Origin of the sequence: Candidatus Kryptobacter tengchongensis (assembly GCF_001458555.1) — a bacterium.
In the GTDB taxonomy this organism is placed as follows: Bacteria; Bacteroidota; Ignavibacteria; order Kryptoniales; family Kryptoniaceae; genus Kryptonium; species Kryptonium tengchongense.
In genome coordinates this window covers 1-16,039 of sequence record NZ_CZVH01000038.1, presented here as the reverse complement: position 1 = coordinate 16,039, position 16,039 = coordinate 1, and the positions used below count along the sequence as shown (strand labels likewise).

At 35.9% G+C, this 16,039-nt stretch carries 14 protein-coding genes; 5 read left to right on the top strand and 9 right to left on the bottom strand.

Translation table 11 applies throughout. From position 1 onward, the window contains the following. From AT685_RS03635 to AT685_RS03605, 9 genes are all read right to left on the bottom strand, one after another. On the bottom strand, positions 1-2,246 hold a 2,246-nt coding region (locus AT685_RS03635), incomplete at its 3' end, for an AsmA family protein (protein ID WP_474114078.1). Further along, positions 2,243-2,725, bottom strand: a complete 483-nt coding sequence (gene rfaE2, locus AT685_RS03630) for a D-glycero-beta-D-manno-heptose 1-phosphate adenylyltransferase (protein ID WP_072151597.1) — start codon at positions 2,723-2,725, stop codon at positions 2,243-2,245. The genes rfaE2 and AT685_RS03635, both read right to left, overlap by 4 nt. Beyond that, positions 2,725-3,729 carry a D-glycero-beta-D-manno-heptose-7-phosphate kinase gene (gene rfaE1, locus AT685_RS03625; RefSeq protein ID WP_072151596.1) on the bottom strand — a complete coding sequence of 335 codons (1,005 nt, stop codon included), beginning with the start codon at positions 3,727-3,729 and terminating at the stop codon, positions 2,725-2,727. The genes rfaE2 and rfaE1 overlap by 1 nt, the downstream gene beginning before the upstream one ends. Positions 3,730-3,971: 242 nt before the next feature. Then, the gene (locus tag AT685_RS08380; protein ID WP_159420469.1) at positions 3,972-4,133 is read right to left on the bottom strand and encodes a hypothetical protein; all 162 of its coding nucleotides are present in this window, start codon (positions 4,131-4,133) and stop codon (positions 3,972-3,974) included. 96 nt (positions 4,134-4,229) lie between these two features. After that, on the bottom strand, positions 4,230-5,039 hold the full coding sequence (locus AT685_RS03620; protein WP_072151595.1) for a 6-bladed beta-propeller: 810 nt from the start codon (positions 5,037-5,039) through the stop codon (positions 4,230-4,232). Between the two features lie 68 nt (positions 5,040-5,107). Beyond that, positions 5,108-5,248, bottom strand: coding sequence for a hypothetical protein (locus AT685_RS08375; protein ID WP_159420468.1), 141 nt, complete (start codon positions 5,246-5,248; stop codon positions 5,108-5,110). Between the two features lie 30 nt (positions 5,249-5,278). Then, complete coding sequence (locus AT685_RS03615; RefSeq protein WP_159420467.1) at positions 5,279-6,301, bottom strand: 6-bladed beta-propeller; 1,023 nt, start codon at positions 6,299-6,301, stop codon at positions 5,279-5,281. A 114-nt stretch (positions 6,302-6,415) separates the two neighbouring features. Beyond that, positions 6,416-6,973, bottom strand: coding sequence for a hypothetical protein (locus tag AT685_RS03610; protein WP_072151593.1), 558 nt, complete (start codon positions 6,971-6,973; stop codon positions 6,416-6,418). Between the two features lie 478 nt (positions 6,974-7,451). Next, positions 7,452-8,123 carry an LVIVD repeat-containing protein gene (locus AT685_RS03605; protein ID WP_072151592.1) on the bottom strand — a complete coding sequence of 224 codons (672 nt, stop codon included), beginning with the start codon at positions 8,121-8,123 and terminating at the stop codon, positions 7,452-7,454. 70 nt (positions 8,124-8,193) lie between these two features. Between AT685_RS03605 and AT685_RS03600 the strand changes: the two genes are divergently transcribed. The 5 genes from AT685_RS03600 to AT685_RS03580 form a co-directional block, all read left to right on the top strand. Beyond that, complete coding sequence (locus tag AT685_RS03600) at positions 8,194-9,375, top strand: T9SS type A sorting domain-containing protein (RefSeq protein WP_072151591.1); 1,182 nt, start codon at positions 8,194-8,196, stop codon at positions 9,373-9,375. A gap of 11 nt (positions 9,376-9,386) precedes the next feature. Continuing rightward, on the top strand, positions 9,387-12,248 hold the full coding sequence (locus AT685_RS03595; RefSeq protein WP_072151590.1) for a TonB-dependent receptor: 2,862 nt from the start codon (positions 9,387-9,389) through the stop codon (positions 12,246-12,248). A 108-nt stretch (positions 12,249-12,356) separates the two neighbouring features. Beyond that, positions 12,357-14,288: a T9SS type A sorting domain-containing protein gene (locus tag AT685_RS03590; RefSeq protein ID WP_159420466.1), complete on the top strand. Its 1,932-nt coding sequence runs from the start codon at positions 12,357-12,359 to the stop codon at positions 14,286-14,288. A gap of 14 nt (positions 14,289-14,302) precedes the next feature. Beyond that, positions 14,303-15,247 (top strand): PorV/PorQ family protein, encoded by a 945-nt coding sequence (locus AT685_RS03585; protein WP_072151588.1) that lies wholly within the window; start codon positions 14,303-14,305, stop codon positions 15,245-15,247. 84 nt (positions 15,248-15,331) lie between these two features. Next, positions 15,332-16,039 (top strand): fumarylacetoacetate hydrolase family protein (locus tag AT685_RS03580; protein ID WP_072151587.1); only part of this gene is annotated, 708 nt, incomplete at its 3' end.

Below are 16,039 nucleotides of genomic sequence, written 5' to 3'. Positions count from 1 at the left end.
TTTAAATTCAAACTCCCAACCTCAAAGCCACTTGAGACAAACTTCTTCAATTCCCCCCTTGCCTTAAATCTTAATAATTCACTATAACTTAAATCAATTGAGCCCTTGAACCCGTCAGCCATAAATGTATCAATCTTGCCCGCCTTGTAATTCGTATATCTTATCTGCTTTAAATCAGCATCAGTGTAAAAATAAAATCCCTGAGAATCGGCAAGAAAACTGCCATTTAAATTCCCAATCGCCTGAAAAAGCTGACCAAATGAAAAAACGGAAATTGGTGTTAAGTTTTTAAGTTTTAGTTTGTATTCAACATAAACAGGATTTTTGATTCCCAAAAATTCGGGCTTTTCAAACTTTGAAAATTTCAATTTTTCATCAGCAACCCCAGCTACAGTTCTAATGGCTTGATCAAGCGATTTGCCAAAGTCGTTAAAGTCAAAATCCCCTTCAAGATTTAGATCAAACATGCTGGATTGAACAATGAGACCTTTCCTCCTTTTATTTACAGTGTATTTTGCGTTTAATCTCAACTGACTGATTCTATAATTTCCGAAGATAGACGGATTCAGCTGTGCGAAAAGCTCCATCCTGTTGATTTCACCAGCCCAGAACCTTAAATTGAAATCACCAGAAATATGACTTCTCAAAAAATGTGGTTTATCAACTCTTATCTGCGAAATATCAAGCTCGGACAAAGAACCACTCAAACTTAATAAAAATTCACCCTCACCAAATTTTTTTAAATTCAAGTCAATCAATCCCTTAAATCCTTCCGAAAGCGATACAAATCTACCGTTGATCTCGGCATTTTTCACCTCAAACCAGAAATTTGACTTCGGGATCAAAATTTTATTTATCATAGATTCCTCAAGGTTGATGTTCGCTCGTGCTTTCATCGTTTCAAAATTAACACCATCCCCATTCAAATTGCCAGAAAAATTGAGAAACCCTCTCAAATCCTCACGATTTAAAACCTCATACGGATCTAAGCCAGAAATTTTAAAATTTAAATTATACACAAAATTACCCTTTACCTTGAAATTCCCATCAAGATTTATCAACGAATTCCCGAATCTCAAGCCCAATCCAGAATTGAACTCAAGCGGATGTCCCACATATCGTCCTTCCACTTCAACATATTCTAACCCAAACTCTGGCAACTTGACAAGGCTGACAAATTTACTTATGTCTGAAATTTTAATTTTTGAGTTTTTAACCTCAGCATTTATCAAAAAATCAGAAAAGTTCAATATGTTTTTCAATTCACCGTCCACAAAAATATCGGAATCATAAACCTTTACTTTTATACCTTTCACTTTCAAATCCTTCAATGTCCCCTCTGCCTCAACATCAACCGAAGGAGAACCAGAAAGAAAATAAACCTGCGGAATAAATTTTGTTAATTCACCAAAACTTAAACTATCAGCACGAAGCAAAACGCTCATGTAAACATTCTCAACGCTATTTTTATCAAGTCTAAAGAGATCATCCTTTGTCTCGGCGGAAAAATCAAACTTAATTCTGCTACCATCAGTTATAACCTCAAAATCGCTTGCGTTTAATTTATTCCTATCAGCATAAACCTTTCCATTTATTTCAGCCGAAAACTTATCCTCATCAACCACAAAAGATAACTTTATCTTTTTAAAATCAATTCTCTCCGAAGAATAGCTCCCACTAAAAACAGCATTTATATCATGCACAACAAAATTGTGGTAATCAATACAATCCAAGCTATCCGCAAGGTGTGACTTTCCCTGACTTAACGAATCAACAAGAACAAATTTCCCATCATCAATCACAAGTCTATCGCACGAAAAAGAAAACCTTGTTTCCCCTTTTCTCTCGCTTGGCTTAAAAACTTTTTGAAAATTCCATTTCCCATCTTTCCCCCTTATCAAATAAACCTCTGGCTTGTAAAGGATCAACTCATAAAACGAATAACTTCCTTTTATTAAACCAACGGGATCATATTTCAACTCAAGGCTCAATGCTTTGATGAAAGTTTTACCATCAACCCCAATATAAAATCCATCTATCCCAAGCCCTGTGAATATATTTCCATAAAATTTGCCAAGATAAATTTCCCCACTAAGTGATTTCCTCAATTCAGATTCAATTCTATCATGAAGGAAAACTCTAAATCTTTCCGTTTGCGAAATTATCAAAACAATTGAGATGATGATGAGGAAAGAAGCGGAGAAGTAAAAAACCGCTTTAAAAAATTTTTTGAAAAATCTCTTCATCTCCCGCAGAATCTTTCAAGGATAGTTTTAATTATGTTCGTTGTTGATCTGTTAGGCGTCAATTCCATAAGGACAACACGACCTCCACTGGATTCAACGATATCCCGCCCAACTACATCTTCAATAGCCCAATCACTTCCCTTTACAAGAACATCTGGTAAAATTTTTGAAATTAAATTATAAGGCGTTGGCTCATCAAAGATCACAACATAATCAACAGATACAAGATTTGAGAGTATAAAAGCCCTGTCTTCTTGAGGAACTATTGGTCTTCCCTCACCTTTTATTTGCCTTACAGATGAATCGCTGTTCAATCCAACTATCAAAACATCCCCAAGCTCCTTAGCCTTTGCAAGATACTCAACATGACCTCTGTGCAAAATATCAAAACATCCATTTGTAAAAACAATTTTCTTCCCTTCGCTTTTAAGTTTATTCTTTATCTGAACTATTTCATCTATGCTTACAATCCTTCCCATCACCATTCACCCCTTGAGTCAAGAAGAGCTGCTTTAAAAAGTTTTTCTTTATCAACTGGAACGACTCCAACTTCTTCAACCACTATCCCAGCGGCGTAATTTGCAAGGGCAGCTGCTTCAATTATATTAGCCCCACTTACAAGAGCAACAGTTATCGTAGATATAACAGTATCACCAGCACCTGATACATCCGCCACTTTTCTCGCTTTTGTCGGTATATGCTTTATTTCACCATCCCTGCTAAAAAGCGTCATTCCTTTCTCTCCCCTTGTCAGAAGAAGATATTCGCATTTTAACCTATCAAGTATTATTTTCCCCGCTTCAATAACCTTTTCGTCGGAATCAAGTTTGCGACCAAGTACATCTTCAACTTCCTTCCTATTCGGCTTAAAAACCGTCACATTTTTAAACTCAAAAAAATTATCAAACTTCGGGTCAACAGTTATCACTAAACCATAACTATTGGCAATTTCAATCAAATCGTGAATTAAATTTCTAACTATAACTCCCTTGTTATAATCCTCTATTATTATTCCACTTATTTCATGCAAATTTTGAAGGATTATTTCTTTTATCCTTTCCTGAATTTTGTAATTTATCGGCTCTTTTGATTCCCTGTCAATTCTGACAACATGCTGGCTATGTGCTATTACCCTTATTTTAACCGTTGTCGGTCTTGAACTGTCAATTATAATCCCACCAGTATTAAATCCCTCTTTTTTCATCAGGTCAAGGAAAATTTCACCCTCTCTATCATCCCCGATAACTCCAATCAGCAATGGGAAAGCACCAAGTGATTTTATATTGTTAGCCACATTTCCAGCTCCACCAAGCTTTGAATCCTCTCCCTCAACCTCAATCACGGGAACTGGTGCCTCTGGAGAAATCCTGTTTACACTTCCCCAAATATACCTATCAAGCATAAGATCACCAACAACGGCGATTTTCTTCTTTTCAAAATTTTTAAACAACCGAAGAAGTTGATCCTCTGTAAATTTAAACATCGCACAAAAACTTTTATTTTTAAACATAAAATTCTCAGACTCTGGAACTAAAATTAACCAAAGATAAGCGAATAAACAAAATAAGAAAAGCACAGAATATCGCTCGGCTTAAATTATTCCCCATCCGAAGGAAAAATTTTACACCTTACCTCTGGTTAAAACTTGTCTATAATCTTTTCTATCACCCCATATCAATAGCAAGCAAGATACACAATCATCTTCCATCACAATCACAACGAACCTTACCTTGTGGTAATCTCCAGCCTGTATATACCTATCCTCCTGTTCCCAGGCTCATTATCCTCGTAAATGTAAATATTACCCTCTTCATCTATATCAAGAATCTCACCAGGCAACTTTATGTCCGATTGAATATAATTCCCATCAATATCATAAACCTTCAAATAATAGTGATGATAAAACGGATCTTTTCGGGTTATACCTTCAATCGTTAGATTGACAAATTGATAATAAATTAGCGAATCTACAACATGGATTGACTAGGTATCTGAATACTTCAAAATCAACTCAATGGTTTTATGAATTGGTAAATCCCAAGGTATATCTTGGTCAATCAAATTAAAATTCCCCCGGTGACCGAAACACTTCAAAAAATTATTTTTATCGTCATATTTGTAAATTCTATATGTTCCAGATTGGGCAACATAAATATTCCCAAGCTTATCAAAATCAAACACTGCATTAAAATATCTTGATTTAAATTTTTTGAAAATATTATCCCTCTCTCCAAACAAAGCTAACAAGTTCCCGCTCGTATCAATAACAGCGATATTTCTTGATTTATAGATTTCGTTGGGATTCAAAAATTTAGGCTCAATTACGCTTAAATAAAGTTTATCTCCCCTTGCTTTGATATAAGTTAAACCATATAAATTTGAAGATAAATTAAAAGAAGTTAAAAAATTCCCACTTGTGTCAAAAACATTAAATCTCCTGTTACCCATATCATACAGATAAATTAAACCATCATTAACATCTAAACTCAAAACTTCCAACATCTCTCCCGGACCTTTACCCTTTCTACCAATGATTTTTTCTATTTCACCCTTCATATTTATTACCAAAACAACAGGGCTAACCCTATCGCTTAAAAACATTTTCTTATACTTCACCCTTGCATTCATAATCTCACCTATAAACTTCTTATGATTCTCATTTAACTTTATCTCGCCTACTTTATATAGCCTGCAACCTTTATTCTCTGATTTGGACTCATAGCATTTATTATCTAACTTTTTTACATACTCGCAAGCAGTAAAAAGTATAAGAACAACAAATATAAACCTCATTTTTTCCTTAATTTCCTTAATTTTAACAAAAAGAGTTGGAAACCAGCTCGTTCCTACTTTCTTATCTCTTAATGAGGTGGTTCTATTACAATATCATCAAAACAATCAACAGGGGTTGGTTCACAACGCCCAGCAGTAAAATTATAAACACGCGTTGGCTTAGTTTGAGCTTTTGAATAATTTACAAAGGTAAATATAATACCAATCACTATTAACGCTGAAGCTAGAATTATTTAAAATCAATTCAATGGTTCTACCTTGGCTTTTACAGACTGCCTCAATTTATACCGAAAAATTTTAGCCTCAGTTATAGTTGTACCTTTCAGTTCGCCTGGAACAATTTCAAGAATTTCATCTCCCCCAGGAAATATCAGCATCCCATTGTGTGGGGCGGATGAATTAACTAATAAAGCTTCACCGGAAACGGATACTAAATTAAAGCTAAACTTATCCCAATTTCTCATATTTTTAGATGAGTAATACTGAACTATAAACAAAGTATCATTTAAGGACGCACCTGAAAGGGGGTGAATAAAACTTTTCCAATAACTAATGTGATCTTGGGTTATTTCGTAAGGTGATAAATCTTGAGGATAAGGTTTTGGAAAGCCAAAGAATTTTTTTAGATTATCCTCGGGAACATATTTACAAATTAAATTTAAAGCCGAATCATATCTGAATATGTAACCTGAAATAGGATCACAAAAGAAAAAGCCAGCATTTGAAGTTTCAAACATAAAACCAGTGTATGCTTGCGCTGAAAACAATTTTAACTTCTCGTTAGAAGGTTGTAAAACCTCCATCAAAATCTTACCTTCTTCGGACAATAAATTAAGTAAATTTTTAGTATACAAACTGTAAAATACAAATTTATTTGAAGATAATTGAACTATATCAAGCGCGATTGTGGGCAGTTTAATTTCCTCAAAATCATTATAATTGGGGTATTTGTAAATCACAACTTTAAATGGAATTGCGCCAAGAGCTATTATATTTTTACCTAAGCCCGTTGATAATCCTAAAATTGCCTTAAATTCACCAGGACCCTCACCACCTTTGCCTATAAAACCAAGAAAATTACCCGAGCTATCAAACTGAATTATTTTTCTCCTATCAACAGATACAACGAAATATCTCCCGCCAACAAAACAAATATCATTAGGAAGAAAATCGCTGATATGCTCACCTTCGGGATACTTAAATCTTAACTCACCTTTGATAACAAATAGAGAATCAAAAGCTAAACTAAGCCGCTTACTCAACTTTATCGTGATTTCCTCTTGTTGTTTTTCATAGCCTCTTTTGCAGTTGAAATGCAAAAGAATTAATACACAAATTAAAAATCTTAAATTAAGACTCATCCGCATTAATAATTTTTACTTTAAAGTCTGCTCAAGCCACCCTTTGAATAAACTTGTATCTGGGAGAGATGCAAAGAAAAGAGTTGTTTTAATTTTACCCCCACCTATTAAATACACCGGATAATAAAAGTTGCCAAACTTGCCAACATTTCCAAACATGCTAAAAAAATTAGTGTCAGGCACAGGATTAACAATTACCCAACTATAACTTTTAAATTTATTCACCACATCAATTTGCTCCCTTGAATTTCTATAGGGAGAAAGAAAAATAACACCAGCAACCTTTTTATCCGATACAAATCTCTCAAGGATTGAAAGTTGATCCTTTATACATGAAAAGCAGGTTGAAGGACTAATTAAACCCATAACCACCGGCAATGAATCTGGAGTTCTTATAACAAACGGATTGCGTATTGTATAAGTCCCAATACCATTTAATGTTAACAACATATCATAATAAACCTCAGCTGCTTTCTGTGCCTCCATATGTTTTTTACCAATCACATAGTTATCTATTATGATCCCAACAGCAATTCCAATAATGAACAGAGCTAAGAATGTAAAAATACGCATCTAAAACCTCCCTTTAAATTTTAAGTTAATCTAAAAGTCAAACGGGACGACCTTCAACACAACAATAATACGTGCTTCCTGGAATGCAAATAACAAGAGGACCGATACAAACAACAACGCTATACTTTGGCAATTCAGCGTAACTCGGCTTACTAAATAACAAATGCGACCCAACAAAAACACTGAAAATAACTAATATAAACAACAAAATCCTTAAAGCGTATAAAACAAGTCGCCTCATTTTATTACCCTACGTTTATGTTTTTTAATTTTTTCAATTAAAATTTAAATCATCAAAAATTTTTTGTCAAGAAAAGGGGAAAATTTTTACGGAAAAAATTTACGGAAATTTTTTACAGAAAATTTTTACATCACGCCCCCGATTAACTCCTGCAACAATTTTCAACTCATAAATTCCCCAAAATATCTTGCTCATTTAAACATTAATTAGATCACTCATGACAGTTTGCCCAAATTTTTAATCTTTATATACTTTGAACTTATATTTTCTAACACATGTATTGCCATCCTTTAAAATTTCTGCTGTATAGATATATTCACCCGATACAACGCAAGATTGAACTCCTTCGGTGTCCGACATTTTGGAAAATTTGAATGAATACAAATATCTACCATTATTTTTATGATAAACATCTATAACCACCCCGCCTTCCTTTTTTGAAGCTGTCCCAGCAAGTATATAAAGCAATGAATCACTTACACTTATATCAAGAGCCGAAACCGGAGCATTGGGGTCAAGAGTAACACTTACAACATTTGCATCTTTTTCCCTACTTTGAGTTACCTTCATCTCGGGAAAGGGAAATCTATCTATTGTTTCACAAAAATATTTTAACGCCCCATTAACATCATACGCTAATATATATCCACCCATAACAAACGCACAATAAATCTCCTTATCAACTGAAACCATTTTTACACCAATGGGTATAGCATAGGAATACTGCTCCTTTAAAAACTCACCGAAAGAAGATAACAAATTACCATCAACACTATATTTTTGAAACATCTTGCCAACCCCAAAACGCTGAACGACAAACTCCCTCTTGCTAATCCCTGCTATATGACCAGGAATCCCATCAGTTCTTAATGCTTTAAGAACATTTCCATACGGATCAAAAATAGTCACAAGATGAGTTGCTATATCAGAAACATATATATAGCCATCAAAAGAAACAGAGAAATCAACTTATAACGGTGTGGGGAAGGAAGCACCAAATGAGGAAGCTTTTACGCTTGTTTACGATTACACGGCAAGAAATGACACCACAAATGTTCATTCGCTTCGTGGTATAACAACAATTCAAAATGATGTGCTTGTTGTTTTTAGGCAACCTGCTTCAGTAAGCGATGTTGGTGTTTCAGGGCTTGATTATTTTAAGAACGGATCTTCGGAGCAAAAAATTAGGTATGGGTTTGGTTTTGGACAATCTGGTTATGGGACTTTCGTTTTTGGTTTGAGCGCAACTAAGGATAGCTTTGTTTATGCTGGGACGACATATCAGGCTGGGAATCCAGGACCTACTCCAAGGGTTTATAACTTCACAAGTAGACAAATAACAAACTCATATGGATCTGCAGATCCCGGCGCTTATATTCCGCCGCCATTTTACTCAAGTTGTCCAGGTGGACGTTATGTCAGTGGGGCTGATGTGATTCGGGATATCGCAGTTATACCTGATGGAGATTATAATAATCCAAACACCCCATTTTTCACATCAAGAAATAGTTCAGAAGATAATCCAACTGCTGGAAATGTTGCAATTTGGACGGGTGGAACACAAATTAAGCCAGAAAATTACACTGGGCAGGCATTGACCGATTTTGCTGGTTTTCTGGCGCTCGGTAGGTTTGTTCCATCAGGAATCTATGTAGACAAAAAAGGTAGGTTATGGGTTTGCCGACCTGATTCTGGATTTCAAACTGTTAAAGCATTTGAAGTCGCTGGTAATTTTGCTATGGAAGTTTTAACGCTTGAAGGTGCCCCGTTCAACGCACCTTGCGATGTCGCTTTAAGCCCCGATGAATCAAAAGCTTATGTGATTGACATGTTCGCAAGAAAAGCCTTTGTTTTTGAAAAGGTAACTTCTGTAAGTCAAGAAAGTAATATCCCATCAAATTTCTACATTCATCAGAATTATCCAAATCCATTCAACTCATCAACTGCTATTATTTATGAAATTCCAAAAGATGGCTTTGTGAGGATAAACATTTATAATTCACTTGGTCAAAGGTTATTTTCAATTGTTAATTCAATTCAAAAAGCCGGTAAGCATATCACAAGTTTTGACGCTGGCAATTTACCAAGTGGTGTTTACTATTATCAGCTTGAGGTTGACAACTTTAAGTCGCCATTTAGAAAAATGGTTTTAATAAAATAGCATTTAAAGCCATGAGATTTTTAAAAGTCGTAATTTCACTTCTTTTAATCATATCAGTTTCGTTATCTCAAACTCCCAAGGGAAAAATTTCCGGAAAGATCACGGATAGAACAACTGGTGAGCCACTTCCTGGGGCAAATGTTTTAATAGAAGGAACAACAATGGGAGCAGCTGCAAATTTTGAGGGCGAGTATTTTATAATTAATGTTCCGCCTGGAAGATATAATTTAATCGCAAGCATGGTTGGTTATAAAAAAGTCATAGTGCGGGATGTTGTCGTTTATGTTGATAGAACGACAACTGTTAATTTTCAGCTTGAGCCAACAGCAATTGAGGTTGAACCAATAATTGTTGAAGCTAAAAGACCTGTTATAGAAAAGGATAAAACTTCAACATCAGTAAATATAGAAGCCAGAGAAATTGAAAGTGCCCCGATTGAAGGATTAAAACAAATTCTTGAATTAACCGCTGGCATAATTCAAAATCCAAATGGAACATATAGCATTCGTGGTGGTGGAGCGTATGAGTTAAATTTTATGATAAATGGTGTTGAGCAAATAACAACAAATACAGGTGTCCCAGGTTATAGTTTTGCTTGGGATAAATCAAATAACTCGTGGAAATATGATTATAATCCGCTTGCGGTTGCACAGATGGAAATCATCTCGGGTGGTTTTAGTGCAGAATATGGGAATGCACAATCTGGTGTTGTTAAGGTTGTGACAAAAGAAGGTGGTTCAAAATTATCTGGCGAAATAAGATTTGAATATAGACCACCAGGGCAATACCACTGGGGTCCCTATCTTTATGGTCATGAAACGGTTGAATGGAAAAAATGGGGAACTTTGGAAGGATGGAAAAGGATGTATCCTGATTCCTCAGACGAATGGCTTTATAAAATGTGGCGTAAGTGGGTTGAAAATCACTCACCAAATCCCGATGGCGGACCAAACCCACTTGGCGTTTATGATTATAGAAAACTTTCTTACAGAAGGTTTCTGCTTGGTTTCGGTGGTCCTTTGGGCTCAAGTCCAGAGGCTCTTAGATTTTTCATCTCGGCTGAGTATAGAGAAAAACCTACAAGAATCCCCACAATTGAAAGGGTACAAATTTATCAAAATTATACTTTAACTTTATCTTGGACCCCGATCCCGAAGCATAAATTTAAACTTATGGGACTTTATCAATATTATCGTGGTGGTTTGTTTTCTGGTTCGGATGATATTCGCTGGGCTGGCAGAGATGGCGCTTGGAAATATGTCCTCGTGACGGATTCACCAAGGGATGAGATAACAACAACACAAAGTTTTACCTGGACATATGCGATAAATCAACATTCATTTTTTGAATTGACAGCTTATCATTCAAGAGAAAGATATATTGTTCTTGTTTTGCCTGTGCCACAGAGACCAAGCTATTTAAGAGATGATGTATGGTCAATTCCACCAGGTCCATGGGATGAGGGGTATAGAACAGTTTATTCGTTTACGACACTTTACGGTCAAGATGCAAGAACTGACGCATGGAGCGTTTACGGTGATTATACAAACCAAATAACAACAAGGTTACAAATAAAAGCTGGGTTTAAACTCAACTATTGGGACACATATTACAGCGCTGTTTCAAGCTTTGCAGCAAATGCTTTTATTTCAAGAACAGGTTATGCGGAATATTACAAGGCATATCCGTACTATATCGCTGGATATGTCCAAAGCAAATTTGAATATGAAGGAATGATTGCAAATGTTGGTGTAAGAGTTGACGGTTATAATTTTAACACGGAGATCCCTTATGATAGATTTAATCCATTTTATCCCGCCCTTGGTGCTGAAGCAATAGGTGATCCAAGGACAAAGCGAACGAGAGGTTATGTTAGAGTTTCACCGAGATTTGGAATTTCATTTCCAATAGCTGAAAATACAGCTTTTAGATTACAATATGGACATTTTTATTCTATGCCTACATTTAAAGAAGCCTTAATGAGAACAACAGAACTTGGATGGATCGCTTATGGCAATGGAAATCTTGGACCAAAACAAACAATAAGCTATGAATTTGGCTTACAACACAGTTATAAAAACACACATAGAATTGATATTGTCGCTTATTACAATGATAGAGTTAAACAGGTTGGAACTCTTTACATCTATGCACCAAGTGCTGGGATTAGGCGAAACAAAAGATATTTAACTTATGAGAATAATTCTTACGGAGCATCAAAAGGAATTGAAATTACAATTGATAAGGTTGCCCCAGGAAGATGGAACTATAGGTTAACTTATAGTTTGTCAAGGACGACATTTGGATATTATGGTCCAAGGGCACTTTGGTCAGATGATCCAAATGATCCAAGGAATTATCAAGAAAGAAATCAAGCAAATGATTTTTTGTCATACGATGATAGGACACATACACTTAGGGCACTTGTAAGTTATAACATTGAGAAAGATGGTGGAATTGAAATTTTGGGCGTCAAGCCATTTTCTGATTTTAGCGTAAGTTTAACTTATACTGCGCAGAGCGGAACACCGTTCACTTATGTGACGAGTTATGATGAGTTTAAAGATGTTGTGAATAACCGTCGTTATCCGCTTGAAGCAAAATTTGATCTCAACTTGACGAAGCGAATTTACTTCGGGAAGCAGAGCATTTTAATTGGGGTTAGGGTGATGAATTTATTTAATAACAGGTGGTTGACCCCATTTTCATCGCAAGATGATTTGAGAGATTGGGTTGAAAGGAATATAACTCCTGATATGCTAAAACCAGGAGAAGATCCACTTAATCCAAGGGCAAGTTACAAATTTAATTACTTTACAACCTATCGTAATGTCCCAAGGGAAATTTATTTTACAATTGGTCTTGGTTTTTAAAAGAAAAGACATTTCAAGATGAGAATAAAAACTTTGATTTTGTTTTTTATTTTAGCAATACAATCGTTCTCTCAAGTTTCGGCACCTTTGCTTAGTTTTAAAAGGGGTATGTTGTGGGAATCTTTTTATTATGGTAAAATTTGCCCACCGTTTAATAATTGGCAAAGGATAAATTATGGAATGGATTGGCCTGGCTTTGATCCCGAATGGATCGGAGCAGATATCGGCGGTCCAGCTTCACATCTCGTCTCTGGTGGTTTCATCGTAGCTGGACTTGATTCAAATGGTAAAGTTATCGCAGCGGAGGATTGGGCAATGTATGCTGGAAGCGTGTCCCCGGAAGCAGGAGCAAAGTATGTTGTTAGAAAGCATATGAAAATAGAAAACCATTGGCAAACCAAATTCCCTGGACCAGAGGAAATAATTGAAAGCGTATGGGAGTATAATCCAAACTATCAACCTCAATATCAAGGGGATAAACCCTTACCTATAAGAGTTGAGAGAAAAGCCATGCAATGGAGTGGCTCTCAAGCAGATGAAAATTATATCATAATTGAATATGTGATAAAAAACATAAGCAATGAATTATCTCCCGACGACAAATTTGGTCTTTATAATGCCACGATTTATAAAATGTATATTCTATTCACTTATGCTTTTTCAATAAACTCAAGAGCGTGGAGAATTTTATTTTATCCTCAATATAGCGAGGGAGCAAGAAATAATCGTTTTTTCTTTGTCCCAACTGATAGATTGCTTTTTGGCTATGCTGATGATTTCCCAGCAACAGTGGAAAGAAATGAAAAATATGGTTATTACAGCCAAGGTGGTCCACAAAGACAAGGTGAGTGGCTTGCTCCAGGATATCCGGGATTAAAATTTATCTATATCTCTCCAGATAGCACAGGGAGGGCAAATAGGATAAATGGTTATGCTTGGTCTGCGGCTGATGACAGAATTGATCTATATGGTCCGTTTGGAACTGCAAGTGTTGGGCTTGATGGAAGATATGCAATTTGTAAAGATCCAAGAAATGCTTCCTCTCCAGTCGTTTCACCTTCTGATCCTCTTTGGACAACGCGAAGAATGTGGTCTCTTGTCTCGCTAGGTCCTTGGACATTGAAACCTGGAGATACGATAAAAGTTGTGACTGCGGAGGTTATTGGTGGGGTTTCGTACAAAGAAGCGGTAGATCCAAATTTAGGAGCATCAGTGATTGGGAGTAAAGGGTATAATGAACTTTTAAAAAATTCTCGTCGTGCCCAATTCAATTACGAAAACGGATATAATGTTCCTGATCCCCCGCCGGCTCCAAATTTTACAGTGCGACTTTTTGATGAGAAAGAAGGAGTAATTGCTAATGTGATTGAATGGTATGATTCAGTTGAAACTATCCCAGATAGGGATTATTCTGGTAGTGAAGCTTTTGATCTTGCTGGTTATAGAATTTATCGTTCAAATTATCTTCCAATTGGACCATGGGAGTTAATCGCTGATATTAGAAAAGGAGACCCACAATTTTACAACGCTACCACGAGAAAGTATAAGTTTGTTGACACGACAGTTACAATTGGGTTCAGTTATTACTATGCGATTACGAGTTATGACACTGGGCATTCCTCGTGGCCACCAAATCCAAACGCTCGTTTTCCAGAAACTAATTCCAACAGGGTCCCGCCCATGGAAAGCTCAATTTACGCAAATCGCATGATAGTGCCATTTAAAGCAACTATACCCGCAACAAATGATCTTGACAAAATTCTTGTAGTTCCAAATCCTTTTGTGGCTCGCTCTGGATTCATAAATCCACGAGATGTTGATGTTATTCAATTCGTTAATATACCAAGCCCATGCGTGATAAGAATTTATACCATTAGAGGAGACCTTGTTAAAACAATTTATCATAGTGATGGTTCAGGCATTGCCTCTTGGAATCAGGTTACAGATTACGGGCAATATGTTGAAAGTGGAATTTACATTTATCATATTGAAACCAACGATGGTAGAAAGAAGCTCGGTAAATTTGCAATAATAAGATAATTTAGGGTTTGAAAATGAAAAAAGTTTTTCCTTTTCTATTTTTAGTTTTGAATTTGGTTTTTTCGCAGAGTTTCAAAAAGGTTGGAACAACTGGATATGTTTTCCTTGAAGTTCCCGTAAGCCCGAGAGCAAGCGGGGTTGGTGATGCAGGCGTAGCTTTATTTCACACTAGTGCAGATGCGATTTTCATAAACCCAGCTCTCACTGGATTTATGACGAAGAAGCAATCTGTTAATTTTACACTTGCAAATTGGCTTGCTGATGTAAAGCAAATAGCATCAGCTTATACAGTAAAACTTGGAAATATCGGTGTTTTGGGAATAAGTTTTGTTCGTTTTGATTTCGGAACGATGCAAGGAACAGTAAACGCAAACCCAGACCAACCGGGAAATTATATTATAACTGAAACTTTCTCTGCTGATGCGTTTGCCTTAGGAGTTTCTTACGCAAAGATGTTAACCGATAAATTCTCTTTCGGTGGATTAGTTAAATATGTAAGAGAAAAAATTTGGTTTTATAAGTCTGATAACTTTGTTTTTGATGTTGGCATTCTTTATTTCACTGGTTTCAGAAGTCTAAGGATAGCTGGAGCAATACAAAACTTTGGGGTTGATAGTAAATATATTGGTGATTCATTCAAAATGCCAATAATGTTTAAAATTGGAATGGCAGGTGAAATTATAGGTGAATATGATCAACCGACTCGCCTATCTTTAATGATTGAAGCATTACATCCAAGTGATTCACCCGAAAAATTAAACCTCGGGATTGAGTATACATATAAAAATTTCCTTAGCTTTAGAGGCGGATATAAGTTAAACTACGATGAGGAAAACTTCACATTTGGATTCGGGATAAACGGTTCAAGTGCTAAGATACCTGTAAATTTTGACTTCTCATATCTGAATTTTAACCGCCTTGGTTCGGTTATCAGAGTTGGAATAGGGATGGACTTTTAAATGATTCTTGTCATAAACTTCCTCCTTGATAAAATCCCAAAACTTTATTAAAATAAGGGAAAATAAAAACAAAATTACAAAGCTATGAAACTGCTTTCACTACGGACTGAAAAGGAAAATTTCATTGGGATTATTTATGATGAAAGTGGTAGAATTCTTAACTTAACTGATGCACTCCCACTTTATCAAAAACTTAAAAATAAAATTGATGATTTCCCACGTATAAAAACTATAACTGAGCTTTTCAGGGAGCAACTATTTAACATTGACCTTTTCAAGCGGGTTATTGAATTTGTTGAGAAGCATAATTTGATGGAGTATCTTTTCGTCAAAGAGTCCTTTAGGTATAACGCTCCTGTTGAATTTCCACCAAAGTTTGTCTGCTTGGGGAGAAATTATGAACAACACGCAAGGGAATTTGGAGCAACACCTCCATCTGAAGAACCGATAATTTTTGCAAAAAGTGGAACTTCTGTTATAGGACACTTAGAGACAATTTATATTCCGACAGAAGTAGGGCGAATTGACCACGAAATTGAGCTTGCAGTTGTGATAGGGAAAAGGGGAAAAAAGATTAAAAAAGAAAACGCTTGGAGCTACATCGCTGGATATACAATTGTCATAGATGTCACGGCAAGAGATCTTCAAAGAAAAGACATCCAAGCTCAACATCCATGGTTTAGGTCAAAAAGTTTTGATTATTTCGCACCGATGGGACCGTGGATTGTAACAGCTGATGAAATTCAACCACCTGTTGAACTTGATTTAAAATTATGGGTTAACGATGAACTT

Excerpts from the sequence above, each read along its gene's own strand:
- AT685_RS03590 (WP_159420466.1), top strand. The coding sequence starts at position 12,357 with ATGTTGTGGGAATCTTTTTATTATGGTAAAATTTGCCCACCGTTTAAT.
- rfaE1 (WP_072151596.1), bottom strand. The coding sequence starts at position 3,729 with ATGTTTAAATTTACAGAGGATCAACTTCTTCGGTTGTTTAAAAATTTT.
- AT685_RS03585 (WP_072151588.1), top strand. The coding sequence starts at position 14,303 with ATGAAAAAAGTTTTTCCTTTTCTATTTTTAGTTTTGAATTTGGTTTTT.
- AT685_RS03610 (WP_072151593.1), bottom strand. The coding sequence starts at position 6,973 with ATGCGTATTTTTACATTCTTAGCTCTGTTCATTATTGGAATTGCTGTT.
- AT685_RS03595 (WP_072151590.1), top strand. The coding sequence starts at position 9,387 with ATGAGATTTTTAAAAGTCGTAATTTCACTTCTTTTAATCATATCAGTT.
- AT685_RS03620 (WP_072151595.1), bottom strand. The coding sequence starts at position 5,039 with ATGAGGTTTATATTTGTTGTTCTTATACTTTTTACTGCTTGCGAGTAT.
- rfaE2 (WP_072151597.1), bottom strand. The coding sequence starts at position 2,725 with ATGGGAAGGATTGTAAGCATAGATGAAATAGTTCAGATAAAGAATAAA.